Origin of the sequence: Algoriphagus boritolerans DSM 17298 = JCM 18970 (genome assembly GCF_900108085.1) — a bacterium.
Lineage (GTDB): Bacteria > Bacteroidota > Bacteroidia > Cytophagales > Cyclobacteriaceae > Algoriphagus > Algoriphagus boritolerans.
Genome location: NZ_FNVR01000020.1, coordinates 21823 through 47345 on the forward strand (window position 1 = coordinate 21823; position 25523 = coordinate 47345).

Sequence of the window (25523 nt, forward strand, 5' to 3'; positions counted from 1 at the left end):
TTTATACTACTACGGCAGTAAGCTAAAATTGAGTAGGGATTTTGGAAAAAAGTCCCGCTCCGTTTAAAAAAGATGGCCTTCGGCTAAGTGAAAAGATTTGTTATTTTTGCCCACCTGTAAACAGAAATCATCTCCATGGGAAGAGCATTTGAATTCCGAAAAGAACGAAAGTTTAAACGTTGGGACAAAATGTCCAAGGTCTTTACCCGACTGGGAAAAGAAATCGTGATGGCGGTAAAAGCCGGTGGTCCTGATCCAAGTGGCAATGCAAAACTACGAACGGTCATTCAAAATGCCAAAGGTGCCCAAATGCCAAAAGACCGAATCGAGGCAGCCATCAAACGTGCATCCAACAAGGATGAAAAAGACTACGAAGAGATTGTCTACGAAGGTTACGGCCCTTTTGGAATTGCCTTTATTGTGGAAACCTCCACAGATAATACCAATAGAACGGTAGCCAACGTCCGCTCTTATTTTTCTAAAGCAGGCGGGTCAGTTGGGACCTCAGGCTCGGTAAGCTTCATGTTTGACAGAAAAGCTGTATTTCGCTTCGAAAAAGCAAACTATGACCTAGAAGAACTGGAACTTGAACTTATCGATTTTGGACTGACCGAAATCGCAGAAAATGAAGGTGAAATCTTCGTTTACACAGAATTTGAAGACTTTGGATCCATGCAGAAAGCGCTGGAAGATCATGGAGTAGACGTGATTTCAGCGGATTTTCAGCGATTCCCCACTACTTTGATTGAGCTAACCGAAGAGCAGGAAGAGATCATTCACAAACTCATCGATCGTCTGGAAGAGGATGACGATGTCAACCAAGTATTTACCAATATGGCCTAGGTTTAGCTTGGCCCTTATTTATGAATTTCAAAAGAAGACAAAATTTCCAGCCCTCCGACAAGCTTCTAGTTTTGGTTGGCAGTAAAAATCCGGTTAAAATATCCTGTACCGAAGATGCATTTACCCGAGCATTCAACAAAAGCTTTCTGGTGGAAGGTATCAACGCTGCATCCGGAGTCTCGGCACAACCTATGGGAGATCAGGAAACCCTGCTTGGCGCTAAAAACAGAGCCCGAAATTCGAGGGAAGTATTTCCTGAGGCAAACTATTGGGTAGGAATAGAAGGTGGCCTGGATGAGGATGAGGCAGGAATGTTTGCTTTTGCCTGGATTTACATTTTGGACAGCGAGGGCAGGTCAAGCCAATCCAAAACCGGGACATTCTATATACCAGCGGCTGTGGCAAAATTGGTAAAAGAAGGAATGGAACTGGGTGCTGCAGACGATACTATCTTTAATCAGGAAAATTCCAAGCAACAGGGCGGTTCGGTGGGCCTTTTGACACATGGAATTGTGGATAGAAATGAATATTACCGTCAGGCGATCATTTTGGCCTTGATTCCATTTCTAAATAATAATCTTTTCTGAATGTCTAAATTCTTCCAATTAGGGTCTGCTTAAAAACTTGAGATTCATCTGTTTATAATTTTTTTTTTCAATGGTCATCCCGATAGTTATCGGGGCATTCCAGTGTGTGACGTTTTCGTCATGTATTCTTGAGTCTTGCCTTGATCCGGTTCATTCCGTATCCTGTCTTTGCCTGAGCAAACTTGCGTTTTATCGGATTCCGCTCTCCCGGTCTTAGGTGGTTTTCTACTGCCTGGGCCGATGGCCTGCTCAAGGGCTTGGCCGCCAATTTAATCCCTTTGTCCTTTAGCCATTTTCTGTTTTCCCGGTTACATTAAATTTTATCGGCGAATACTTTTGTAACTTTTTCTGGCCTTTTGCCGATATGTTCTGGGCTTCTTGCCAACCGGTTATTTGGATCCAGCTGGTTGTAAAACGGGGTATGGAAACTGACCATCGTAAGTTGGTTGGGGCTGTAATATGAGCTGTTTGGTACACGCCTTTTGGTGGTCTTGGCCATATTTTCTGGCACTTAGTTATCCTTAAATTCCCAAGAATATCCCGAAAATTCCAAAAAAATACATTTTAGAGTTTTTCAGCAGACCCTACTTTAAGAATGTTAAGTACAACTACGACAAGCCTTCAATCGCACCTTCCTGGAATTGAAATCTGAGTACGAAACTCACTAGAGTCCAGAATGCTATTGATACCAATCTAGCTGGGTAAATAAAAAAATCCGATCCCGCACTTGCGAAACCGGACTTTAAAAATCACTTGGTAAAGGAATTAATACCCTGGATTCTGCGGCAATGGAGCAGAATTGTTGGTAAGAATTTCAACCAATGGAATTGGCCAGATAAACAAATCATCCTCATACGGCAAAGCATGATCCGTTGGGATGGCCACATCTGTGATGTAGAATTCAATACCTGTGATCGATCTGGAAGTGGCTTTAGCCGGAATTCCATCCATTCTTCCTTCGCCGGATAATCTGTGGATATTCGGGAATCGTCTACCTTCTGCAAGGAATTCGATTCTTGTCTCATTGATGATTGCATCGATTAGCGCATCTGTATTTGCAAAGCTTGCGGCAGTGTAAGAAGGAACAGAAGCAGGCAATGCTCGGTCTCTTACTGAATTCAACAATTCAATCGCTGCTCCGGTGTTACCCAAACGTGCATTAGCCTCAGCTGCTGCCAAGACAACCTCTGCAAATCTCATCACAATGGATTGATCGGAGAATGTGATGTTATCGATGTATTTATTGGTAAACATTCCAAGTGGACCTTGGCTTACCATTCCATCTGCATCACCTCTCAAGCTTCTTCGTGCATCTTCAGGATGCCAGAATTCTGCTCTCCAAATGATCGGACTGATCTTCACCAAACCTCTTGAACCCAAGTTTGGGTTGCCATACATGTTTGCAAGTGCACCGTTTACTCCAGGGTTTGAGTTTTGCGTATTTTCAAAAGAGAAAATGTTATCGCTGCTGGTTCCACCTCTGAATGGCTCCAAAGGATTTGCTGTCACTTCATAGACAGAAGCAAGCTTGTTGTATTCTGTCAATACTCCAGCCCAATCTTCCATGTGAAGTTTTACTCTTGCCTTCAAGCCGATCGCAGCACCTTTCTGGGCTCTGAATGGATTAGTACTCTCATTCAAAAGGTTTTCAGCTTGATCGAGATCAGCCAATAATTGTGTATACACTTCCTGTACGGTTCCTCTTCCTACTGCCTCGCCTGGACCTACTTTAGATACGTCGTTGATAGCAAATGTGCGGTAAGGAATACCCATCGAAGAAGGATCGTCAGAATAGGGTCTTGCAAAGAAAATTACCAATTCGTGATGCGCTAGCGCTCTCAGGTAAAGTGCTTCACCCATAAACTGGTTCATCACTTCAGTAGTAATTACACCGTTCTGTTCTGCGATTGGAAGGTTTTCAATCACGATGTTCGCACGGTTGATCATTCTGTAAAGTGAGATCCACTGCCCGTTATTGTTTGCAGACTGAGGATTGTGCGAGTTGGTGTAGGTGATTTCATAGAACAACTGATCGTTGTACATGTCCTCGCCTCTCATGTCACCCTGCTGTACCGATGCTGCTCCAAAAGGATAGCCACGCTGTACAGCACCCAGGTAGAAACCTCGCTGTGCAGCCTCATACACGCCAAGCACTGCAGCGTTTACTCTGTTTGCATCCGCAAAAGCTTCCGCATCAGGAATAATGTTCGCAGGCTGCAGGTCTGTAACCTCGCAGGAGGAAGTAATTCCCACCATCGCTAAAGCAACAAATGCTGTTTTTATTTTATTTGAAATTACTGTTTTCATTTTAGTCATTTTTAGGATGATTGATTAGAATCCAACATTAAGACCCACAGACCAAGTTCTGATGATTGGGGCTACGTTCCAGTCTACACCGAAGCTCAACTGACCACTGAACTGATTAGACTCTGGATCAATTCCTGAATATTTGGTAAAAATTAATGGGTTTTGAACCTGAGCAAAGAATCTTGCTGATCTGATTGCACCATTGAATGTATTGCTCAAGGTAGCAGCAGGAATTCTGTATCCAATTGCGATATTTTGAATTCTCACGAAATCACCTTTCTCGATGAATCTGCTGTTGGAAGCAGAAGTCTGCCAGGTGTTCGCATCACGTCCTGAGTAAAGTCTAGGTACGTCAGTTACCTGTCCGCTTTCTGTCCATCTGTTCAAGATCTCTCTGTGGTTGTTTGAGAAACCAAGTCCCATCAAACCTCTCAAAGATTCATTCATAATGTAGTTACCACCTGAGTACCTTACAAAGATTTCAGCATCCCAATTACCATAATTGAAGTTGTTGGACCATCCACCCTGGAATTTAGGAAGTGTATTTCCTAAGAAGAACTGAGTGGGTGCGGAAGCTGCATTAGCAACGTTGCTAGGATCATTGGCATCAAATGCTCTCCAAGAAGAAGCACCTACAAGCTGAACCACATTATCACCGCTGAAATACATTGCATTACCGTTTGCAGGGTTTACTCCAGCCCACTTAAATCCATAAAGCTGCGCAATTGGTCCACCCACTACGGTTCTGTTGTAAGTACCAGTCAATGGCTGCACCAAGTTGGTTACCTCGTTTTCGATGAAGGTGAAGTTGAAGTCAGTGTTCCATGAGAATTTACCTCTGTTGATCACATTGGCAAAAGCTCTCAATTCAACACCTTGGTTATACATCGCACCTACGTTTTGGCTGATGTTGTTGCCAGGAATACCCAATGAAGGAGCAGTTGGAGCGTTCAAGACGATTCCATCCACATTGTTCTTGAAGTAATCAGCAGAGATGGTCACTTTGCCGATGGTCATATCCAAACCTACATTGAACTTCTTGGAAGTTTCCCACTGCAATGCAACGTTAGCTACGTTAGAATATCCGATACCTGCGCCAGCAGCTGCCTGTACTGGACCGAAACCACCTGCATAAGGGAATGCCCCACCTGGTAAGCTTACGTTACCTACTTCAGCATAAGATGCTCTTAGTTTGAAGTCAGAGATCAATTCTGAATTAAAGAATCCTTCGTCAGACACTCTCCAACCGATGGATCCACCTGGGAATGTACCTCTTCTATTTTCTTCAGCAAGCTGAGAAATACCGTCATTTCTTACCGCAAAAGACAAAAGATATTTGCCTTTGTAGCTGTAATTGAATCTTGCAAAGTACGAATCAAACCCATTTTCCGAGAAGCCACCTGCAGAGAATTGATTGTTGTAAGAGTTGGAGATCAAGTTTCTCAATCTGAAAAACTCATCAGAGAAATCAGTTCCTGATGCAGAGAAATTGTAGAAGTTGGTGTACTGGTATTCCACACCTGCAGTTACGTTAATATTGTGATCATTAGCCAAAACAGTCTGATAATTCAAAGTATTCTGCCAGTTCCATCTGAACGCTGGATTGTACGCCATCGTCACTGAACCATTTGCGCTTCTACCGTCACCATGCTTAGGGTTCAATGTAGTAAAGTCATCTGCCATGGTCAAATCGATACCGATTTGTGTTCTTGCAGTCAGGCCAGTTGCCAGATCAACTTCAGCATAAGCATTACCCAACAATCTGTGGTTTCTGCCTCGGGTGAAATTGTTTTCCAATACATAAGCAATGTTTGGAATGTTGTTGTCCGGACCGGCTAGGTTGGCACCGAAACCGGTGGTTGCACCATTTGCAGTGATATTATACCCATCAAAAGCAGTGTTTTCAGGATCGAAAATAGGAACGTTTGGCAATGCACGGGTAGCATTGTAGATCGCACCTGAAAGGGAGTTGGCACCGTTGTTCAAAGCAGTGATTTCAGTGTAGGCATAAGAAAGGCTAGTTCCAATTCTTACTTTATTAGAAATCGAGTGATCAATGTTTGCTCTGAAAGCATAACGCTTCAAATCGTTATTTTTTACTACAGACTCCTGATCTGTAAAACCCATAGAGAAGAAGTATTTCGTAGCTTCAGATCCACCGCTGATGGAAAGGTTGTGCTGCTGAGTTGTACCTCTTCTAAGCACAGCACTTTGCCAGTCGGTGTTGACACCTGGATTTGCAAGGGGAGACGCATTTGCATTTGTTCTTTTTTCATTTGCGATAGGTACCCACTCGTCACCGGTCAATAGGTCGAACTGATCCACTGCCTCGTTGAAACCAGTACTTACGCTGTAGTTAACCTGTGCTTTTCCGGTTTTACCTCTTTTGGTTGTAATCAAAATTACACCATTAGCTGCTCTGGAACCGTAGATCGCTGTAGCTGATCCATCTTTCAATACTTCGTAAGACTGGATATCAGCAGGGTTGATGTTAGCCAATGGGTTGGAAGCAACTGCACCTGAACGGTCAGAATCCACCACAGGAACACCATCAATAACGATTAGTGGATCCGCTCCACCAGACAGGGAGTTTACCCCTCTGATCCGGATGATTGGTCTTGCTCCCAGGATACCACTAGGTACAGTCACGGATACACCAGCAGCTCTACCTGCCAATTGTGTGTCGAAAGAAGGAGAAACCAAGTTTTCTATAGACTCATTGCTGATAGAAGTCACCGAACCGGTGATGTCTCTTCTCTCCTGAGTTCCATAACCCGTTACCACGACTTCATTCAATACTTTGACATCGGTGTCCATGCTCACATTGATCACAGAACTTGAACCGATTGGCATTTCCTTGGTTAGGTAGCCCACAAAGCTGAATACAAGGGTGGTAGCATTGTCAGGAACAGAGATCGAATAAGATCCGTCTAGATCGGTAATTGTTCCTTGGGTGGTGCCTTTTACCACCACGCTGGCGCCTGGTACGCCTTCAGGCTCTTCGGCCGAAGTAACCCTACCAGTGATCGTTTTGGATTGCGCGAGTACTGACACGATCGTCAGAAAACTCAGTGCAAAACCTAATAAAACTTTCTTCATAGGTAATTGATTTAGTTTTTTTAACATTCAGAAGGCCAAGATGCGACCTATTAGACCAAGGAAACAAATCTTAAAAAGTGCTTCCATGAGTTGTAAATCCATATTTTATTTGGCCTTTTGACTTTTTTTAAAAATTTAAACTAAATAAAATTAAACCTAAAGACATGAACGTAATTAAACTATTGCATTTTTAATTATTGAATCCATTAAATTTTTTCTAAAGACGAAAAAGCCTCTAAAAATTCTGTTCATTAGAAAAGTTCAATAAATATTTATGATTGCTTATGAATTAATAGTTAATTAACATTTACATAATATTCTGCTTAATCAAAAAAATTAGCTGATTTATTTTGAAGTCTCTGCAATGAATCTTTCAAAAGTCAAAATCTAATTAAAGTGATTTGAATTTTTTCCAAATTTCATGGAAGCAGTGATTTTTTGATAAATTTTTGATTTTTTTCGACGATTGGCGCAAAAAACAGGTCCCAAATCAAAAAATCACCCTCCAAATGGTAGATTTCGATAAGGAATCCATTTTTGGTTCAATCGTTTTAGAATAGTTATCTCTCCAGCGTTAAAGTAAGCGCGGAAGCTTTGTTGTCTGACCAACTCCAACACCTCAAAAAAATTCCCCGGCTTGAGATCCTTGAAAGAGACTGTCAAATGCGGATGGTAGTTGCGATCACTCAATTCATCTACGAGGTTGAGTTCCCTTTTACAAAAAGTCTTCACGGACGATTGCATCGCCATGAGCTCTGTGGATTTCTCGATGCCAAGGAATATGACCCGGTTTCCAAACGTCCCCACTCCGGCAATTTTGACTTCAAAAGGTTTTTGAGCTTCTAAGAAACGCGCGAGTTTTTCTTCCAGGATTGATTCTTTGGCTTCATTATAGCTGAAAGGCATCTTCAACGTGATGTGTGGCGGAGATTTTAAGGCATATTTTATTCCAAACTGATCCCGGATTAACATTTTAATATCCTGCGCCATTTCAAGGATTTCCGGAGGAGGCAGCAGTGCCAAAAAGTATTTTTGCATTATTTTCATCCCCGTAGTTTAATTTTCCAAATAATCGCTCTTCATCAATTTCAAAAATCTGTTCGATTTCCTGAATCTATCTTATAACTTAAGACAAAAAAACCAAAAACCTTGAATTCAGGCTTACCTTAGCAAGACAGGCATGATCCAAGTATTACAAATAAGGATGGTTTGCCAAAAGAGACAGGCTAACTGACCTTAACTTCTCAAATTATAAGCATCTGAAATTGAGCATAGCTAAAAAGTCACACACTGGAATGCCCCGATAATTATCGGGGAAATCATGTGAGACTCCATCTGATCACTAAAAAATACATTGTAGGAATATGAAATTCTTTTCCAAAGCCATGATTGGTCTTGATCTGACCGAAATGGACGATATCCTGATCAAAAAGACGGCAGTTTTTGTCAAATTTTTAGGCATTGAAAAATGCTATTTCGTCCATGTGTCCAAAAATCTGGAAATCCCCCAAGCGATCCTTCAGAAATATCCTGACCTCGTGGCACCCACGGATGAATCCCTTGAGGCGGTGATTCAGAACAAATTAAAGGAGTTTAATTTCCCGGCAGATATCGAAACGGAGATTTTTGTGGAAGAAGGAAAACACCCTTTGGAAACTTTTCTCCGGTGGGCGAAGATCAAGGATACGGATTTGATCATCATGGGTCGGAAAGACACCCTGCCAGGACATGGCGTGTTGGCAGATGGAGTAGCCAAAAAAGCACCTTGTTCAGTACTCTTAATCCAAGAAAAAAGACCGGTCAAGTTTCCGAAAAAAATACTGATCGCGACAGATTTTTCAGCCCACAACCACCCCATTTACGAATTTGCAGAGCTTCTCTCTGACGAAGTGAAGGCGGAGTTGGTGCCTGTCCACATCTACGAAGTACCGCATGGCTATTCCAAAACCGGGAAAACTTTTGAGGAGTTTTCTGAGATTATGAAAGAAAACGCCAGAGCTGACTTCAAAAAATTTGTGTCAAAACACAATCACCCTAATTTGGAATGTCAAATGGTGTTGAATGATGGCAAAAATCCGGGAAACTTGATCCTGGAGTTTGCTACAAAGATCGAAGCTGATATGATTCTCCTCGGATCAAGGGGCCGAACCAGCTCGGCTGCAATACTTCTGGGAAGTACTGCCGAGAAACTCATCCATGTCAATAAGCTGCTGCCCATGCTCATTTTCAAGAAAAAAGGAGAAACCATGGGATTCTTTGACGCACTGTTTAAGATCTAAGCGGCTTTCTCAAGTAAAAACAAGCCTGATCTCCTTCGCCCTCTAAATTATTTTGGAGGGCTTTTTTGTGCATAATTTGTCTTTCTTCCTTCGTAAAAAATTTAGCTATTTTACTTTCATCGAGGATCTCGTCCCTTCGGTACAATTCCGTACCCCAAAATTGAAAATCGGAAGAGTCAAACTCCACTTCATCCAGCACAAATCCAAGTTGCTCGGCTTTGATTTTAAGTCCTGCCACGGTGGGAATGATCAAATGCCGTGGCGCATCCAGCTGCACCCACAGTTCCCGATGCGCTTTCCAAACTTGGGCATCAGCCACGGGACATCGGATGAGCAATTTGCCTCCCGGCTTCAACTGCCGATAGCAGCACTTCAGCACCTCATGGGGATCCTCCATGTGCTCAAATGAATGATGCATCATGATCAGATCAAAGGTGTATCCCGACTCTTCTATCCGTTTCTTCCAGAGGGTAAGTCCAGGAGCCACCTGCTTATCGGCATCTATAAAGGGATCAAACCCATGTAAATCCAAATACCCACTCGCGTAAAGCTCATAAAGCAGCTGCCCGTTGCCACATCCTACGTCCGCGATCCGGCAAGTGAATTCCGGATTAAGTTTTTTGAGCCAAAAACCATACCTGGGTGCTATCGCATCAAGTCCCAAACCTAAAAACAATCGCATTCTCAGCGATTTCAGGATTCGCTTCAGCAGGTTTGAAGGCTGTAATGGGATAAACGAATAGTAATTGGATGGATAATAAACGGACAAATCCTCCGGCACAGCATCCAACTGTAATGATCCACATCCCAAACATTCGGCATATCTAAAAATACCTCCCAAACCCAGCATTCGCTCTTTTGCCTGAAAAAAACTTAGCTCTCCGCTTCCGCAAAATTTACATTCGGACATCTATTAATAGGCATTTTCCCGATTAAACAAGAGCTCGTGGATTGTCTTTATCATGATTCCCATATCCAAAAAAAACGACCAATTATTAATGTAAAAATAATCCAGTCGCACACGGGACCTGATTTGATATGTATTCTCAATCTCCCCCCGGAACCCTCTCACCTGTGCCAGTCCAGTGATTCCCGGACGGATCTTATGTCTGGAATTGTATCGCTCAATTTGGGTTTTGAAGGTCTGATTCATCGGAATGGTATGCGGACGAGGACCCACTATCGACATATCCCCTGCCAGGACATTCAGAAATTGAGGCATTTCATCCAAAGAAGAATTCCGAAGAAATGAACCAATACGGGTCACACGGGGATCATTTTTGGTTGCTTGCTTGGTATCAGCATAGTCATTTGGAGTCATCGACCTGAATTTCAGACAATTGAACTCCTTATTATTTACCCCGTTTCTTTTCTGAATAAAAAAGACAGGACCCTTAGACTCCAATTTTATAAATATCCCTACCAAAGGAATCAGCCAAGAAAGGATAAATATGGTCACCAGTCCTGCAAAAACCAGATCAAATGTCCGCTTTGCAAAGCTGTTGAGCGGATGGTCAAGTGGAATTTCATTGACATTGATGACAAAGAAATCTCCGTATTTGGAGAATGAAAGGTTTTTTTCCAACTGCAAACTGCTCCCTGGAATCATCTTGACCTTAATGTAATTCTCATCGGCAAAGTCAATCACTCGCTTCACCAATGCCGGATCCAGATGCTCTTGAATATAGATGAGATCAAGATCCAAAGCAGGTGCCTGCCCAAAGAAATCCTTAATTCCTCCTCTCGTCTGATTACAGTCGGCCTGATCATCAAAATATCCCAAAAAATTGATTCCAAAGTCTTTTCGGATTCTAAAGACGTCAGCCAATCGAGGGCTAGTTCCTCCTTTACCCACGATTACAGCATTTTGGTAGTTATTTCCTTTGGCTCGATATCGACGAAGCAAGATGTGAACAAACACACGGAAACTCCCCATCAGAATCACCATAGTCACACCGAGCACTAAGAGCTGAATCCATCGGATATTTCCGCTTTGAAGGGGTCTCCAAAGGATCGCTGTCGCTACAAGAAACCACAAAAGCGTGACAAGTAGATTTCTTAAGGTATGATCATATTCATCCGTACGGCCAATCTTGTAGTCCTTTCGAAGTGCTGAAATCAACAGCCAAAAAACGGATAGGGGAAGAAAAGCTGAAAATCCAGCACCTTCAAACCCTCCAGTGAGCTGGAGCAATAGATTAGCTACCAAAAGTGAAATCAAAGATGCCAGGAAATCACTGAAGGTAAAAAACCAAGGAAAATAGGTGTCAAATCTTCTCTTCATAAAAATAATTCCAAACTAAGTCTGTCCATTAAAAGCAAAAACCAGACAATTTTAGGGATCAAGCTTAAAGTTTTATGCCTTAAAATTAAGAAAGAAATTCTGTCAGGTGCTTACTTTTAGATTTATTTGTACTCTTCAATTGCCTGTCGCTTCCCAATGAGTATAATTAACGATCTTTTTGCGTCTTCAGATCACCCAAAATCGCTAGGTTCCAAATTCCGAGCCATTCGCCTCCGAAAATTAGAATCGCTTTTCTTCAGAAATTTCAATCCCGAAAAGCCCATTTCCATTCTTGACGTAGGGGGGACTGACTACTTCTGGAAAAAAAGCCAGATCCCAAATATACCCGGAGTGCGAATAACGCTCCTCAACCTCCACCTCGAAAAGACAACACATCCACACATCAGCTCCATGATCGGTGATGCTACAGAAATGAATTCCTTTGAGGACAAAAAATTCGATTTGGTATTTTCAAATTCCGTGATCGAACATCTCTACACGTTTGAAAACCAGCGTAAAATGGCTGCTGAAGTGCAACGGGTAGGAAGGAAATATTTCGTCCAAACCCCCAATAAATACTTTCCGGTCGAGGCACATTATGCCCTTCCTTTTGCACAATATTTACCTAAAAAACTGCTGTTCTTTTTATTGACCAATACAAAACTCAGCAGACTTACACGTTGGGAATCCCGAGCTGCACAACAATATCTGGACGAAATCAGATTACTGAATGAAAAGGAAATGAAATCCCTTTTCCCCAAATCCAAACTCCTGAAGGAAAAAGTATTGGGAATGACAAAATCCCTGACAGCACACAATCTCCGCTAGTCAGCAAACTGCAGACGAACCAAGTTGGCATAAAACCCACCTTCATCGGCCAACAACTCCTTGTGACTTCCCTGCTCCACGATTTTGCCTTCACTGAGTGCATAGATCCGGTCTACTTTTCGGATCGTAGCGAGACGATGAGCGATGATAAGGGTTGTCCTCCCTTTCATCAATTCATCCAAGGCCTGCTGTACCAGCGACTCTGACTCGGCATCGAGTGATGACGTGGCTTCGTCCAGGATTAAAATGGCCGGATCTTTTAAAATTGCCCTTGCAATAGCCACCCGCTGCCGCTGACCGCCTGAGAGCTTTACTCCCCGCTCCCCAACGAGCGTCTCCAATCCCTCGGGAAATTGAGAAATAAACTGCCAGGCATTCGCCTTTTTGGCTGCTTGAATGATTTCTTCTTCAGTTGCATTGGGTTTGGCATAGGCGATGTTTTCACGGATGGATCCTCCGAATAGCAATACTTCCTGTGGAACGACTCCGATTTTGCTCCGCAAAACTTTGAGATCCCAATCCTTCACATCCCTTCCATCTATCCGAATGACACCTTTTTCGGTTTCATAAAAACGAAGCAGAAGTTGTATGATCGTAGACTTTCCTGCCCCGGAATGACCTGCCAGGGCCACTTTTTCCCCGGATTCTACACGGAAAGAAACATGCTTCAACACTTCCACTTCCGGTCGTGTAGGGTATCTAAACCCTACTGAATCGAATTCTATTTTCCCCTCAAATTTGCTGGAGGTTTCACCCAATTCAGCCTCGGTTTCCTCTTCCATGATCTCCAAGACCCGCTCGGAACTACCGATGGCCTTCTGAAGCTGACTGTAGATATCGCCCAATCCAGCGATCGATCCCCCGATAAAAGTGGTGTATAACACAAAAGAAACCAGCTCTCCGACGGTCATTTGGCCTGCTGCTACCAGGCTCGCGCCGTACCACATCACCGCCACTATGCCACCGAAAAGTGCGAAAATGATAAAGGATATGAAAGCTCCCCGGTATTTTGCAGTAGTCAAGGCTACACCCACTACTGCATTGAGCCCTTTCCCATAGCGTGCAGATTCATAAGCTTCCCCGACGAAAGACTTGACCGTGCTTATTGATTGCAGGGTTTCCTCCACGATCACATTGGCAGCGGCGAGCTCATCTTGCGTTTTTTTGGATAATTTTCTGATAAAGTGTCCAAAAACCATTGCTATCAACACCAGAACCGGAAAAGTACCAAGCATAAACAAAGTCAGCTTGGGCGTATTAAACAGCAAAAAACCGATACCTGCGACCAAGGTGACGATTTGGCGAAAAAGCTCAGCCAGAGTCGTGGAGAAGGTATCCTGCAGTTGGCTGACATCTGCGGTGATTCGACTGATCAATTCCCCGGTCCGCCTTTTGTCAAAGAAAGTCATCGGAAGCCGAACCAGCCGACTGTAGAGCTGAAGTCGGATATCGCGCATGGATTGCTCAGATACCAAGGCAAACAGCCAGACTCTAAAAAAGGAAAATATGCTCTGCACGGCCAGTATTCCGATCAAAATCAAAGCAATCGAATTGACATCGTTGACGATCCAAGAGGTACCCTGCGCGGTATCTATCAGCTTACCGGCGACAAAAGGAAAAGTAAGTAAGGTCAAGGAGGAGAACAGAAGGAAAACCAAGCCTGAAATAAAAGCCAGTTTGTATGGCATCAAAAACCGAAAAATCCCTCCCAGTTTACTTAGATTCTGCTTATTCAATTTTCGTTTCTCCTCGGGCTCCAGCGCAGTTCCTCGTTTTTTGGCCATTCTGTTTTTTCATGTTAAGGTCGCAAAAGTAGCGCTTTGGAGAGAGAAATGACAGAAAAAATGAAAGGCTCGAAGACTAGTCTCCGATCAGGGATTGGGCGAGCTGCTCCCCCAAAGCGGCGGAATGTTTGAATCCATGGCCTGAACAGGAGGATACCAGCAAGACCTTTTCCAATCCTGAAAGGGGCTTGATGACAAATCGGGCATCATCAGTCACTGTGTAGAAACATACCACAGATCGAACAAAGCTCCGTCTCAAACTGTGGATTCTTCCCTCAACTTTTTCCTTCCAAAATTGCTCCTGCTCTTCCGCACTTACTTTTCGGTTTAACAGATCCGGATGGCCTGCATCAACAAAGGATTCTGTAGCAATTTTCACCGTCCTGCCATCCAAGGAAGGAAATCCATAGATGAAATCTTCCGGATTCGGCCCAAAACCCCACATCCACACAGGATATTGAGTCCAGTCAGCTTCTCCGGGCTGAATCTCCAGCCAGTGCAGTACCTGTCGGCAGATTTTAAACTTGGGCCTTTCCGCCTCCGGCAAAAAATCCTTAATCCAGCCTCCCGCACTTAGCAAAACCTTATCTGCAAGGATCTCCCGGGTTTTTGTCTGCACCAAAATAGAATCATCACATGTCCTGACGGACTCGACCGGAGAATTAAATTGGAGCTCAGCTCCGTTATTTCTAGCCAGATCCAGATGCGTTTGAATGGCCAATTCAGGCCTCAAAAAGCCAGCTTCAAATTCCAGGTAGGCAGTACCGGTCGATTCGAGCTGAAAAGCCGGAAATCTTTTTTTCAATTGGTATGCGTCTAGAATTTCATGGGAAATCCCTCGTCTTTTGGCAAATGCAACGGTCCTGTTCCAAAACCCATCCGACCCATGTTTCGCCCATGGCCAGATGCCCGAATCCATCAAAATTCCGGAGGTGGTTGTCATAATCTTGGCACCAGTTTCCGCTTCAATTTCGCGCCAAATTTCATGGGAACGCTTTGCCAAAGCGACATAGTCTTCTCCCTCACCTACTGCCAAGCGGGTAATGCGGCTTTCGCCGTGGCTAGACCCCAGGGTATGTGGCGGCTCAAACCGATCGATGCCCAGAATACGTTTTTTTGCTTTGCTCAACTGGTAAAGAGTCGCACTTCCTACAGCCCCAAGGCCGATGACCAGGATGTCGTATTTTGATCGATGATCTGACATAAGTGCAAGTTAATCCAGACAAAAAAATTGCCGAAGAAAATCTCCGGCCGAACGCTAATTTTTTCCCATTTGTGCATCTATGAGCTCACGCTTGAGTTTTCTCTCCCGCTCCAGGGTGTTTTTCCGATGTTGCTCAAACTCTTCTTGCACGTCGATTAGGTCCTTTTCGGCTTTCGAAATTTTACTGGAGCTTCTGAAATATTGAAGTGCAAAAAAGGCCAATGCACCCGCAAGTATCAGGACCAATAACCACATCATGGAGGAGTAGGCTGATTTCTGGATTCCCATTCCTAAAAAATTGAAATTATCCCGATCTGCAATCGCCTGATTTTTTTCTTCTATCTCGGCGGCCAGAAGCTCCTTCACCAGGACAACAGAATCATCCAACGAAGATAAGTGGATTTTCAGATCAGCGACCTCTTTGGACATGGTGCGGATGGAGTCCAGCACGTTGGCTTTGAGCTGTTCGAGGTTTGATTTTTTTACTACTTCATACTCCTGGAAATTATTGGATACACGATAAATGTAATCAAACTGACTCGTGATAGTACCGGAACGAAGGGAGTTTTGAGTGGCGGTGGAGTCTTGACTGTAAGCGATGGAAATTCCAAAAAAAAGGAAAACAAAATTCAGAAATATAGATTTGATCATCTTAAGGGATAAATTAAGGATGAGTTAAATTTTTAACTAATTAACAATAAACATGCCTTAGATCAGTTATCTCATAATTTTTCCGGGTAAAATTGAACTACTTATTACAAACTTGTTATTTTCACTCAATTTCAAACACAAAACGAAGTCCTAACTATCGATTCTTATGAAACTTGCCTTAGGCATATTTATACTTTTTTTCACCTCATTCCCAGGATTAGGATTCCAAAGGAATTCATCCGATTCGCTTCTTGAGCGTGGGAGGCTGGAATTTGAAAATCAAGAATGGTCCGCTGCTCAAGTCTACTTTGATCAGTGGATTCAAACTCACCCGACAGATCAGGAAGCACTTTGGTTAAGAGGACAGGCATTCCAGAATCAGGGAAATCTGGACCGTGCTTTGAGTGATTTCAGCAGCTTATTAGTGCTGAACCCGAGCCATGCTGAGGCTTATTTTGAAAGAGGAAGAGTACGTTATTTATTGAAACAATATGAGGAAGCAAAGGTGGATTTTGAAAATTACCTAAAGACTCCACCCGGAGAAACAACACGGATTCTCTTCAAAATAGCCCCCGGCGACAATGCTGTATCCAGTGTCACTACTGCCCAATCCTCCAGCCAAGAGGATGCGTACTATCACCTTGGACTTTGTAGCATTGCGTTAAAGGAATATGATTTTGCGCTCTTGTATTTGGACGAAGCCATCCTTCTGAACCCAAAAATCCCGGATTTCCATGCAGAAAAAGGCCGGGCGCTTGCCAGACTTGGGGATAACGTCTCTTCAATCGAGGCTTATGAAATTGCCCTTCGGCTGGATCCTGATCACTTATCTGCCAAGCAAGGATTGGCATTGGTAAAAACCGGAGGTGACGAAGTGCTTCAGGAGCAGTTGGACCAGGTGATTGCTGACTCTGCGGCCAATTCCCAGAATTATAAGCAGCGGGGATTTTATCGAATGAACCACGATGATTATGCCGGAGCTATCGCGGATTTCTCAGCAGCTATCTCCTTGGATGCCTCCGACTCGGAATCTTATTTCTATCGAGGCAAGATTTATTATCGGCAAAAAAACTGGGAGAATGCGGAGATTGATTTTTCCGATGCCATCGCTATCGAACCTGAAAATCCCGAGTATTATCTGGCCAGAGGCCAGGCCCGATACGTAAGTCAAAATCTGGATGCCGCAGTGGCGGACTTCACCATGACCATCTTCCTCGATCCCGAATTTGCCTCAGGATTCTACCACCGGGGGATAGCCAATCAGCGCTTGGGAAAAGTCAAAGAAGCTTGCCCTGACTTGCTCAAAGCAAAAAATCTAGGCATGGAAGAAGCCGAAACGGCTTGGATAAAAGTCTGTGGCACCAATTAAAGCTCTCGCACAGTATCCACTTGGGCAGCAATAATCGCCGGCCGCCACGAAGCCAATAAGGTAATTGAGATCACGGCTAAACTAATCCAGATAAAATCGGTGAGTACAATTCTGACCGGATAGGCATCCACAATTGCAGAAGAAATCCCCAAGGAGACCAATCCAAAAGTATCTTGGGCCAATACAAGCAAATAACCCAAAATCAATCCGATCAGTGCCCCGCTGAGCGCAATCAAGGCTCCCTGCTTGAGGAAAATGCCCCGGATCATTCGGTCTCTGGCCCCCATCGCTTTGAGTACCGCGATATCTTTTTTCTTCTCAATCGCAAGCATGCTGAGCGAGAAGAAAATATTAAACGATGCGATGGCCAAAATAAACGTCAGGGTGAGGAATACGAAAAGCTTTTCGAGCTTTACCGTACGGATCAATCCGGCATGTTGTTCATCGGCATTTTTAACCAAAAAATCCGGTCCAAGATGATTTTTTAAAGCCTTTTGAACTTCACTTACTGCAAATCCTTCTTTGACTTTGATCTCCAGCGAAGTTCGCTTTTCCCCATAATTCAATAAATCCCGAGTGAAGTTAAGCGGAGCTAGGACATACCCATCGTCAAATTGCTGCTCGATACTGAAAAACCCGCGTGGCTCAAGCTGTGCAGTAGCGTATAACTGACTGGGATCGATACTGGCTGCAGACCGTGGAGCTTTGGGGTAGAAAACCTTCAGAGTGGAATTGACCTCCTCGAGATTAACCGACAGAAAAAACGCCACACCTCTGCCTAGGATGGCTCCGGGTCTGATGTCTGTCCCCAATGAAGTATCCCCCCAATAGTACCCTCTGGAAAATCTCCCCTGATCCAAAAAATTGTCTGAAACGCCTTTGATTTTCGCAACGATCTGATTTCCTCCATGTTCAAAGAGTGCATTGTCTTCGATGATTTCTGTCAGGATTTCGACTCCCTCGATTTGCTCAATTTCATTGAGCCATTCTTTTGGTGCCAAAAAACTTTTTCCGGCGGCAGGCTCAATCTTCAGTTCTGCATCAAAACTGGCAAACAAACTGCGAATCAAATCCTCCAGCCCATTAAAAACAGACATCACCACCACTAACGCAATGGTGCCCACCGCTACACCCACCATGGATATGATGGACAGCACTGTGATGAAATTTCGCTTTTTCTTACTGCGAAAATACCTGCCGGCTATAAACGAACTGGAATTCAAAACCTAGGAATTAATCTTCATCGTTTTCATTTTCTTCTTCGGGAGGAGCCGGTGGGATATGGAGATCCGAAATCACCTTGTCCATGTATTGGGCGTAAGTTGCAGAATCATCCGGAAAGAATGCAATCTCGGGAATGACACGGACTGACTTTCCGATTCGTTTGGATAGCTGATGACGGATTTCCTTTTTATGGTCATTGATCAGTTCGTAGGTTGCTTTGGGATCGGCCAGCAGGAAGCTGACGTAAACTTTGGCAAAGCCCAAGTCAGGACTGACCAGTACCCGGGTGATGGTGATCATCGCCCTTCCAATGAGGTGTTTTGCTTCCTTTTGAAAAATATCTCCAAGCTCTTTTTGAATCAGCTTTGCGTATTTTTGTTGCCTTTTGCTTTCCATGTGAAGTATTTGTGGTACAAATTTAGCGAAATACTTGGGCAAGCTTTAATTTCGGACCAAACCAAACAATCCCATTCAGAAACCTTGTTAAGTTTTTTCAAAGTAAACGATCCATTTAGACTTATCGGGGTAGCTGCTTACCTGATTTTGCTGGCAGTCCTTGCGAAGGTTTTTTTCGATTTCCCGATGACAGAACCAAGACTGTTGTGGATGGTTTTGGGGGAGCGCCTGAGTGACGGATTTTTCCTTTTTCAGGATACTATCGATGATACCGGACCCCTTGCAGCAGGCTTTTTTGCTTTTGTTGATTTACTTTTCGGGCGGAGTGATTTTGCCTATGAACTGATCGGGCGACTTTTGGTGCTTTTCCAGATCATTCACTGGAACGTAGTTTTGATTCGCTATCGGGTCTTTGATGAAAACACCTATTTGCCCGCCATCATCATGGCAGCATTATTTCATCTTTCATTTGAAATGGTTGGCCTGTCTCCCACTTTGCTTGGCAGTACTTTTTTGGTATTGGCTATAGGTCAGCTCTTCTCGCAGACTGTTCTTCAAAAAGAAACCAGTGAATCCACCCTTTTGATCGGGATCTATGGAGGGATTGCAACAGGCTTTCATTTAAACTTTGTGATATTCCTTCCTTATCTGATTTTCACCGGGATAGCGATCAGTGGATTTTCATTTCGGCAGCTTCTCCTGGCATTGATCGGCTTTTTCCTTCCATTGCTCTTAGTCTTGGTATTTTTCTTTTGGAATAACGGACATAGTGAAACCCTGCAGATCCTTCCGGAGATATTTACTTATAAAAAATACAGCTATCAACCACTTGCGAGCTGGATGATACTAGCAGGGTTTCCCTTGATTTTGGCTTTGGTGGGGTATTTCTACAGTGCGGTACTCCGAGGCTCCACGATCAATCAGCAAAAACAACGACAGCTGATTATCCTTTGGCTGGTTTTTTCTTTGATACAATTTCTTTTGGTAAAAAGACAGGCTGCTTTCCAGTTGTTGATTTTCATACCGGGCTTAACCTACCTGATCACCCAGTTTTTCCTGAATATGCGACGGGGAATGATAGCAAAATTAGCCTTTCTGATTTTGTTATTCGGCTTACCTGTCGGAGGCTGGTGGTTTATACAAACACAACTCCATGCAAACTCAACCTATTTTGTCAAAACCCAAACGGGTAATTTGAATACATCAGGTGAAAAAATCATGGTACTTTCAGAAGACTCGAGTCCTTATTTAGAAAATTCCCTTGGAGGACCATTTTTAAATTTCAACTTGACAAAGGCCTATTTAGCATCAGAAAAAACGCTGGAACAGAAAGCCCAAATCTTTCAAAATCTGATCAATCAGAAACCTCAGCTGGTGATCGATCCGGAGGGAATATTCAAGAACTTGTTGGAAGAACTCCCGGCATTAAAAAACCTTTACAACGAATCTGAGCCCGGAATTTTTCGGTTGAAATAAATTTTTTATTTATTTGGTTTACAATCAGATAGCAAGTATTTTTAGCCCAGTTTTCTGATTTTTATTAAGTTTTTTCACATTTAAACACAATTTTTATGTGTTCAGTAATCCAAATATTAGAATCCTGTTCGTATGCAGAAAAGGATCAGTTACTCCAAATCTGCAAAATCAGAAATTCTGGAGCCTCCAAAAAGGTGATCCTCCTGGAGTTGTTTGTTCATAAGTCAGGTCTGTCAGACGCAGAATATTCCAAATTGATCTACCGGGAAAGCAATTCCTCAGCCTATTTCCAATTAAAAAACAGGGTAAAAAAAGAGCTTGAAGAGTTAATCCCATTATTGAAGCCGCAAGGTCAAAGCGATGAAGTAAATAAACGGATCGAATGCACCGAACTGCTTCTCCAAAGTCAGGTACTGCTGGGCAGAGGATTGAAAATCGAAGGGGCCAAAGTCCTGGAAAAAAGTCTGAAAAAAGCAATTGACGGCGACTTTGCTGATTTGACATTATCCATTTTTGATATTTCACAGCGATTCAAACTTGAAGAGGTTTTGAGTAAAAAGGACCTCCCGGAACTGGAGCAAGTGATCAAAAGCCACCTGCAGATCTTAATCAATCAACACTATGGCCAAGAACCCAGGCAGGGAAATCGTGAGAAAAACACGCATTTAAGTCAAATCCTTAATCAACTCAACTTTGATCGAAAAAACTGGGGAATTTTGGCAAATATCAGGCAGTCGATCACTGAAAAAAAGTTTGAGGAAGCATCCAGTTTAATTGAGGATTCAGAATCAGATTTTTCACATTCAGAGGGTCATAGAGACGTCCTGGAGGAGTTTTATATCGCCAAACTTCAACTCTTACTCCAAACAGGCAACTACCGGGAGGTCATTCAAAACTGTAAAAAGCTCCATACAAAGTTTTCCCTTTCTCCCGAAAATCAACTCGAGCTGGTTCAAAGGGAATGGATAGCCCTCTTTCATCTCAATCGCTATGAGGAAGCGCTTATTCTTCTGAAAAAAAGTCTACATAGACTGTGTCCGGAAAAAACCGGCAAATGGAAGTATTGGGAGTCGATTATTCTCTTTAGGCAGAATATGCTGAAAAAGGCACTCCTCTTGGCCCATGAGTGCCAGAGCGATTTGAAAAATTCACCCAACTACTATCTGGGATCTAAAATGCTCGAATTGATGATTCTTTTTGACCAGAATGATCAGGATTGGTTGGATTACAAAATTGAAAATCTCCGAAAGCTCGTATGCAGATGGCGAGGCAAAATAAGTGTGCGGATCGAAGCTTCCTTTTCACTTTTCTATGAATTGCAGCGTCATTTACCCTATGAATCCAAAGGCGACTTACTCCAGAGTGCTTATTTCATACTGCTGAGCTCCGGTAAAAATGACTACGTCTGGAATCCTGTAGATTTTGAATTGATCCGATACGATAAATGGTTCTGCGAAAAGATAAATCATCCTGCTTTTTCAAAGGTTCGATGATCAAAAACAAGGAAATCTATTGAATTTTTATTTGGAAAAAATAATTTGTTTGTGACCTTCACAAAAGTGACAAACATTTAACCTGTTGTTTTTAAGCTATTTACAAAAATTAAAATTTGTGTTTTAATGTCAATTTTTAATTTTTTTTCCTCGATATCAGTGACTGGGATGAATAACTTTTGAGCTTTAAAATTATTTTTTCCCCAGCTAAACTTTTAATATATGATTCATTCCGTTTTGGAATTTTTGACTCAAGAGCTTAATTCCTTCATTAAGCTAAAGGTGGGCGATCCGCTCACTACAAGGATTTTTTTGTCCGGGGTAACCAATGAAGCCGGCATAGCCATTCCTGATCAGTCACTGGGCTTATCGCTGATCAACATCGAAGAAGAGCGAACCAATAAAGAGCAACAAAGTCGCTTCATCAACGCCGTAGGCAAAATAGAAAAACGAAACCCGGAGATTCAACTCAATCTCTACGTACTGATCACGGCCAATTTTCAAAACAAGCAGGCCAACAATACCTCCGATGATTATGTCGAGGGACTCAAACAACTGAGCTACGCCATTGCCTTCTTTCAAAGTAAAAATGTCTTCACACCCGAAAATAGCCCTGCGTTATCGGGCTTTGACGAAACACTCAAAAAAATAGTCGTTGAGCTTTACAGTTATTCCTTTGAGCAACTGTACAACTTCTGGTCTGTGGTCGGTGCAAAATACCTTCCAAGCGTCCTTTATAAAGTCAAAACACTCACTATTCAGGAAAATGCCATTCAGGAAAGTGGTGAACCGATAGAACAGATTTTTCTCACATCTCTCCATAAGTCATGAATATCATCTACTCTCGGCTTTTTGAAGTGAGCATCCTCCATGATTATTTCAGAGAGGGCGTAGCCCAAGGGATAAGACTAATCCCAACCCAAGAGACTGAGGAGAAGCTTAGAAAAGGCCGAATGGTGGTAAGAAATACGCCACAAGGCGTGGTTGTATTATTTCGGACAGAACAGGATCTTACCACTCCTGAAGTTCCGTTGTTACCACCGATGGATCTTTATTTTTTTATTCATAGCACAAATTCTCCACAATTTTTCGCAGTGACTCAACTGACCAAAGGTTCTAGAACTTACCAATCCGGCGATTTTTTGGCTTTTCAAAATTCCCCTGCCAATGCTTCTGCAGACCCGGAAAATCCGGAGAAAATCCAACTTGACCTTTGGGATGGAGCTCGGGGAAAAACATTTACAACTAGGATTACCCTCAATCCCGAACCTTCGAAAGTAATCCTTCAGGTAAGAAATGCTTCGGGTGAAAAAATCCCCTCGGCGATCGATGCTACTGGCGCTCCGCTTCCTTTGGATATGGAAATCACTCCGGATGACAACGGAGAATTTCTATTCAGAATCGATTTAAAGGGGAAATCAGAAGGTAATTACACCCTGACACTAAGAAATGAAGCAGACACTGAAGATCTCTGGAAGAAAGAATATTTTCTAACCCTGGATCCTGAGGTCAAAAACGCTTTGGGCGTATTAAAAATAGCCTATCGGGCGACTCCGAATCATTTATATGGGGAGCGGGAATACTTTGCCATTGATCTGAAAAGAAAGGCAACCAAATGGACGTATATCATTGTCAATCAAAACAAAAAAATAGAGTTGGCGGCTGCCCAACTTTCAATTTTAGACAAAGGGAATCCGCCTGATTCGCCTTATGCTACCTACAATTTCCAGCAAGTAGGAACCGCTCCAAATGCCGAGGTAAAAATCAACAATGCCGAGACGGTGATCTTCAAGTCCCAGGTACCGATACCGTTTTTCGAAAGTCCCAAACTCAATTTGGAGCTGAGAAGAAAACCGGGTAATCGGGTGCTATTCGGAAACCTACCCAATCCTTCACGCACCGGAGCCATCAAAATTAACCCCGGTGAAGAAATCTCAGAAATCTATGTATTCATTTAATCCTAACTGATATGGCAGAATTCAAAACCCCTGGGGTATATATCCAGGAAATCTCCACCCTCCCAGCTTCCATAGTTCCGGTGGCCACTGCCATCCCGGCTTTTGTGGGCTACACCAGGCAGCGAATCCGAAATAGAGAAGCCTTTGATCCAAATATTCCGGTAAGAGTTTCTTCTTACCTGGAATACAAAGAAATTTTCGGAGAATCATTTTTCGAAAATTACACCATCACAATTACTGATGGGCCAACAGTAGCGATTACAGATCCTGCCAATTTTTCACAATACCTGATGACCTATCAGGTTTACATGTATTTCGCCAATGGCGGAGGACCCTGTTGGATCGTATCAGTAGGTGATTTTGTCCTGACCCCAACAGGAGATGACATTGATGTTGATGATTTGCTGGCAGGACTGAAGGTCTTGGAAGAAGAGGACGAACCCACCTTGCTGGTTGTACCCGAGGCAGCCATGCTTACTGATATCAACCGCAAATCACTTCACGATCAAATGCTGGCTCAATGTGCCAAACTTCAAGACCGTTTTGCTTTGATGGATGCGCTTCATTATACGGATCAAACTGTAGCTGAGGATGGGGTGGATTTTAGAGCCGAGGTGGGCAGTTCTGACCTGAAATATGGAGCTGCTTATTATCCCGCATTAAGAACCATTCTTTTTCGAAATTTCAATCAAAACAGCCTTACTGTCATTGACAATCGAGGAGGTGCCGGATTGGGACCTTTTCACCAAAAAACGATAGCAGAAATAGGCAATGGTGAAAACTTTGCCACTTCAAGTATTACAATCACGGACAATGATGAAATCGACACTGAAGAATTTCTTATAGGAGGAGTAGTATTCAGAGAAGGTACTCAATTCAACAAAGGAGGAACCGAAATCGCCACCGCAACAGCCATGCAAGCGGCCTTAAATGCATTGCAGCCAAATCTTCCATTCACTGTAGAGCGAACATCCGCAACACTCAATCTGAGAGCCAAAGCTGTTGGAGAGGCTGGGCTGTTAGAATTCACTTATACCCCGGTGGGTGATCCCGGAGCTACTATTTCAGGTAACGGGACATTCTCTTGGCTTGCTCCGGACAAAACGCTGTACAACAGTATTATTACAGCTCTTCAAAGTAAGCTGATGGAGCTGTATCCATCGGCATCCATGGCTGGAGTATATGCACGGGTCGATAGTCAACGGGGAGTTTGGAAAGCACCTGCAAATGTGGATCTCCGGTCTGTTTTGAGACCTTCGATTTCTGTCAGCTCCGAGGAGCAGGAAGTGCTGAATGTGGATGCCACCTCCGGTAAGTCAATCAACGTCATCCGCTTTTTCCAAGGGAAAGGAAATCTGGTATGGGGAGCAAGAACACTTGCCGGAAATGATAATGAATGGCGATACATCCCGGTTCGCAGGCTTTATATCTTCATTGAAGAGTCGGTGAAAAAAGCCACTGAATTCGTCGTATTCGAGCCCAATGATGCCAATACCTGGCTTCGGGTAAAAACCATGATAGAGAATTTTCTCACCACCCTCTGGCGGGATGGTGCCCTGGCAGGTGCCAAATCCGAGCAGGCATTTTTTGTGAGAGTTGGGCTGGGTCAGACGATGACCGCCTTGGACATTCTGGAAGGCAGAATGAATGTAGAAATCGGTCTGGCGGCAGTGAGACCGGCAGAATTCATCATTCTGAAGTTTTCGCACAAGCTTCAGGAGTCTTAATCCCTTTTAACCCA

The 25523-nt window shown here is 43.3% G+C and carries 20 protein-coding genes and 1 pseudogene; 10 read left to right on the plus strand and 11 right to left on the minus strand.

The features are described from left to right. Window positions 1-135: 135 nt before the first annotated feature. Together C4S61_RS15415 and yjjX are read left to right on the plus strand one after the other, a co-directional pair. Window positions 136-843 (plus strand): YebC/PmpR family DNA-binding transcriptional regulator, encoded by a 708-nt coding sequence (locus tag C4S61_RS15415; RefSeq protein ID WP_103925701.1) that lies wholly within the window; start codon window positions 136-138, stop codon window positions 841-843. A gap of 20 nt (window positions 844-863) precedes the next feature. Then, window positions 864-1430 carry an inosine/xanthosine triphosphatase gene (gene yjjX, locus C4S61_RS15420; protein ID WP_103925702.1) on the plus strand — a complete coding sequence of 189 codons (567 nt, stop codon included), beginning with the start codon at window positions 864-866 and terminating at the stop codon, window positions 1428-1430. Window positions 1431-1548: 118 nt separating this feature from the next. Here the strand turns inward: yjjX and C4S61_RS22350 are convergent. From C4S61_RS22350 to thpR, 4 genes and pseudogenes are all read right to left on the minus strand, one after another. Continuing rightward, window positions 1549-1725, minus strand: a pseudogene (locus tag C4S61_RS22350) (transposase); the annotation flags it as partial. A gap of 470 nt (window positions 1726-2195) precedes the next feature. Then, window positions 2196-3737, minus strand: coding sequence for a RagB/SusD family nutrient uptake outer membrane protein (locus tag C4S61_RS15430; protein ID WP_235010038.1), 1542 nt, complete (start codon window positions 3735-3737; stop codon window positions 2196-2198). 24 nt (window positions 3738-3761) lie between these two features. After that, window positions 3762-6836 carry a SusC/RagA family TonB-linked outer membrane protein gene (locus tag C4S61_RS15435; RefSeq protein ID WP_103925703.1) on the minus strand — a complete coding sequence of 1025 codons (3075 nt, stop codon included), beginning with the start codon at window positions 6834-6836 and terminating at the stop codon, window positions 3762-3764. Between the two features lie 498 nt (window positions 6837-7334). Then, window positions 7335-7874: an RNA 2',3'-cyclic phosphodiesterase gene (gene thpR / locus C4S61_RS15440; protein WP_160111260.1), complete on the minus strand. Its 540-nt coding sequence runs from the start codon at window positions 7872-7874 to the stop codon at window positions 7335-7337. A 326-nt stretch (window positions 7875-8200) separates the two neighbouring features. Between thpR and C4S61_RS15445 the strand changes: the two genes are divergently transcribed. After that, window positions 8201-9115: a universal stress protein gene (locus tag C4S61_RS15445; RefSeq protein WP_103925705.1), complete on the plus strand. Its 915-nt coding sequence runs from the start codon at window positions 8201-8203 to the stop codon at window positions 9113-9115. Here C4S61_RS15445 and C4S61_RS15450 read toward each other — a convergent pair. After that, the gene (locus C4S61_RS15450) at window positions 9105-10025 is read right to left on the minus strand and encodes a class I SAM-dependent methyltransferase (RefSeq protein ID WP_103925706.1); all 921 of its coding nucleotides are present in this window, start codon (window positions 10023-10025) and stop codon (window positions 9105-9107) included. The genes C4S61_RS15445 and C4S61_RS15450 overlap by 11 nt on opposite strands. A 3-nt stretch (window positions 10026-10028) precedes the next feature. Continuing rightward, complete coding sequence (locus C4S61_RS15455; protein ID WP_103925707.1) at window positions 10029-11399, minus strand: exopolysaccharide biosynthesis polyprenyl glycosylphosphotransferase; 1371 nt, start codon at window positions 11397-11399, stop codon at window positions 10029-10031. Between the two features lie 156 nt (window positions 11400-11555). Here C4S61_RS15455 and C4S61_RS15460 point away from each other — a divergent pair, with 156 nt between their 5' ends. Beyond that, window positions 11556-12227 carry a class I SAM-dependent methyltransferase gene (locus tag C4S61_RS15460; RefSeq protein ID WP_103925708.1) on the plus strand — a complete coding sequence of 224 codons (672 nt, stop codon included), beginning with the start codon at window positions 11556-11558 and terminating at the stop codon, window positions 12225-12227. On the opposite strand, the gene C4S61_RS15465 is transcribed toward C4S61_RS15460, so the two are convergent. From C4S61_RS15465 to C4S61_RS15475, 3 genes are all read right to left on the minus strand, one after another. Then, entirely contained in the window at window positions 12224-14011 is a 1788-nt protein-coding gene (locus C4S61_RS15465) for an ABC transporter ATP-binding protein (protein ID WP_103925709.1), read from the minus strand. The genes C4S61_RS15460 and C4S61_RS15465 overlap by 4 nt on opposite strands. Before the next feature lie 76 nt (window positions 14012-14087). After that, window positions 14088-15215 (minus strand): N-methyl-L-tryptophan oxidase, encoded by a 1128-nt coding sequence (gene solA / locus C4S61_RS15470; protein WP_103925710.1) that lies wholly within the window; start codon window positions 15213-15215, stop codon window positions 14088-14090. A 54-nt stretch (window positions 15216-15269) separates the two neighbouring features. Then, window positions 15270-15866, minus strand: a complete 597-nt coding sequence (locus C4S61_RS15475; RefSeq protein ID WP_103925711.1) for a hypothetical protein — start codon at window positions 15864-15866, stop codon at window positions 15270-15272. Window positions 15867-16032: 166 nt separating this feature from the next. On the opposite strand from C4S61_RS15475, the gene C4S61_RS15480 reads away from it, so the two are divergent. Further along, window positions 16033-17235: a tetratricopeptide repeat protein gene (locus C4S61_RS15480; protein WP_103925712.1), complete on the plus strand. Its 1203-nt coding sequence runs from the start codon at window positions 16033-16035 to the stop codon at window positions 17233-17235. On the opposite strand, the gene C4S61_RS15485 is transcribed toward C4S61_RS15480, so the two are convergent. Beyond that, window positions 17232-18458: an FtsX-like permease family protein gene (locus C4S61_RS15485; RefSeq protein WP_235010040.1), complete on the minus strand. Its 1227-nt coding sequence runs from the start codon at window positions 18456-18458 to the stop codon at window positions 17232-17234. The two genes, C4S61_RS15480 and C4S61_RS15485, sit on opposite strands and share 4 nt — an antisense overlap. A gap of 10 nt (window positions 18459-18468) precedes the next feature. Next, complete coding sequence (rbfA, locus tag C4S61_RS15490) at window positions 18469-18855, minus strand: 30S ribosome-binding factor RbfA (protein WP_103925714.1); 387 nt, start codon at window positions 18853-18855, stop codon at window positions 18469-18471. A gap of 84 nt (window positions 18856-18939) precedes the next feature. On the opposite strand from rbfA, the gene C4S61_RS15495 reads away from it, so the two are divergent. The 5 genes from C4S61_RS15495 (at window position 18940) to C4S61_RS15515 (ending at window position 25509) form a co-directional block, all read left to right on the plus strand. Continuing rightward, window positions 18940-20331, plus strand: coding sequence for a hypothetical protein (locus C4S61_RS15495; RefSeq protein WP_103925715.1), 1392 nt, complete (start codon window positions 18940-18942; stop codon window positions 20329-20331). A 95-nt stretch (window positions 20332-20426) separates the two neighbouring features. Then, complete coding sequence (locus tag C4S61_RS15500; RefSeq protein ID WP_103925716.1) at window positions 20427-21824, plus strand: hypothetical protein; 1398 nt, start codon at window positions 20427-20429, stop codon at window positions 21822-21824. Between the two features lie 222 nt (window positions 21825-22046). Next, window positions 22047-22655, plus strand: coding sequence for a DUF4255 domain-containing protein (locus C4S61_RS15505; protein ID WP_103925717.1), 609 nt, complete (start codon window positions 22047-22049; stop codon window positions 22653-22655). After that, window positions 22652-23782, plus strand: a complete 1131-nt coding sequence (locus C4S61_RS15510; protein WP_103925718.1) for a hypothetical protein — start codon at window positions 22652-22654, stop codon at window positions 23780-23782. The genes C4S61_RS15505 and C4S61_RS15510 overlap by 4 nt, the downstream gene beginning before the upstream one ends. 11 nt (window positions 23783-23793) lie before the next feature. Next, window positions 23794-25509, plus strand: a complete 1716-nt coding sequence (locus C4S61_RS15515) for a phage tail sheath family protein (protein WP_235010042.1) — start codon at window positions 23794-23796, stop codon at window positions 25507-25509. The last annotated feature ends 14 nt before the right edge of the window (window positions 25510-25523 follow it).

Bases quoted from the DNA above. Each gene is read 5' to 3' on its own strand.
- C4S61_RS15415 (WP_103925701.1), top strand. From the start codon at position 136: ATGGGAAGAGCATTTGAATTCCGAAAAGAACGAAAGTTTAAACGTTGG.
- yjjX (WP_103925702.1), top strand. From the start codon at position 864: ATGAATTTCAAAAGAAGACAAAATTTCCAGCCCTCCGACAAGCTTCTA.
- C4S61_RS15430 (WP_235010038.1), bottom strand. From the start codon at position 3,737: ATGAAAACAGTAATTTCAAATAAAATAAAAACAGCATTTGTTGCTTTA.
- C4S61_RS15435 (WP_103925703.1), bottom strand. From the start codon at position 6,836: ATGAAGAAAGTTTTATTAGGTTTTGCACTGAGTTTTCTGACGATCGTG.
- thpR (WP_160111260.1), bottom strand. From the start codon at position 7,874: ATGCAAAAATACTTTTTGGCACTGCTGCCTCCTCCGGAAATCCTTGAA.
- C4S61_RS15445 (WP_103925705.1), top strand. From the start codon at position 8,201: ATGAAATTCTTTTCCAAAGCCATGATTGGTCTTGATCTGACCGAAATG.
- C4S61_RS15450 (WP_103925706.1), bottom strand. From the start codon at position 10,025: ATGTCCGAATGTAAATTTTGCGGAAGCGGAGAGCTAAGTTTTTTTCAG.
- C4S61_RS15455 (WP_103925707.1), bottom strand. From the start codon at position 11,399: ATGAAGAGAAGATTTGACACCTATTTTCCTTGGTTTTTTACCTTCAGT.
- C4S61_RS15460 (WP_103925708.1), top strand. From the start codon at position 11,556: ATGAGTATAATTAACGATCTTTTTGCGTCTTCAGATCACCCAAAATCG.
- C4S61_RS15465 (WP_103925709.1), bottom strand. From the start codon at position 14,011: ATGGCCAAAAAACGAGGAACTGCGCTGGAGCCCGAGGAGAAACGAAAA.
- solA (WP_103925710.1), bottom strand. From the start codon at position 15,215: ATGTCAGATCATCGATCAAAATACGACATCCTGGTCATCGGCCTTGGG.
- C4S61_RS15475 (WP_103925711.1), bottom strand. From the start codon at position 15,866: ATGATCAAATCTATATTTCTGAATTTTGTTTTCCTTTTTTTTGGAATT.
- C4S61_RS15480 (WP_103925712.1), top strand. From the start codon at position 16,033: ATGAAACTTGCCTTAGGCATATTTATACTTTTTTTCACCTCATTCCCA.
- rbfA (WP_103925714.1), bottom strand. From the start codon at position 18,855: ATGGAAAGCAAAAGGCAACAAAAATACGCAAAGCTGATTCAAAAAGAG.
- C4S61_RS15500 (WP_103925716.1), top strand. From the start codon at position 20,427: ATGTGTTCAGTAATCCAAATATTAGAATCCTGTTCGTATGCAGAAAAG.
- C4S61_RS15505 (WP_103925717.1), top strand. From the start codon at position 22,047: ATGATTCATTCCGTTTTGGAATTTTTGACTCAAGAGCTTAATTCCTTC.
- C4S61_RS15510 (WP_103925718.1), top strand. From the start codon at position 22,652: ATGAATATCATCTACTCTCGGCTTTTTGAAGTGAGCATCCTCCATGAT.
- C4S61_RS15515 (WP_235010042.1), top strand. From the start codon at position 23,794: ATGGCAGAATTCAAAACCCCTGGGGTATATATCCAGGAAATCTCCACC.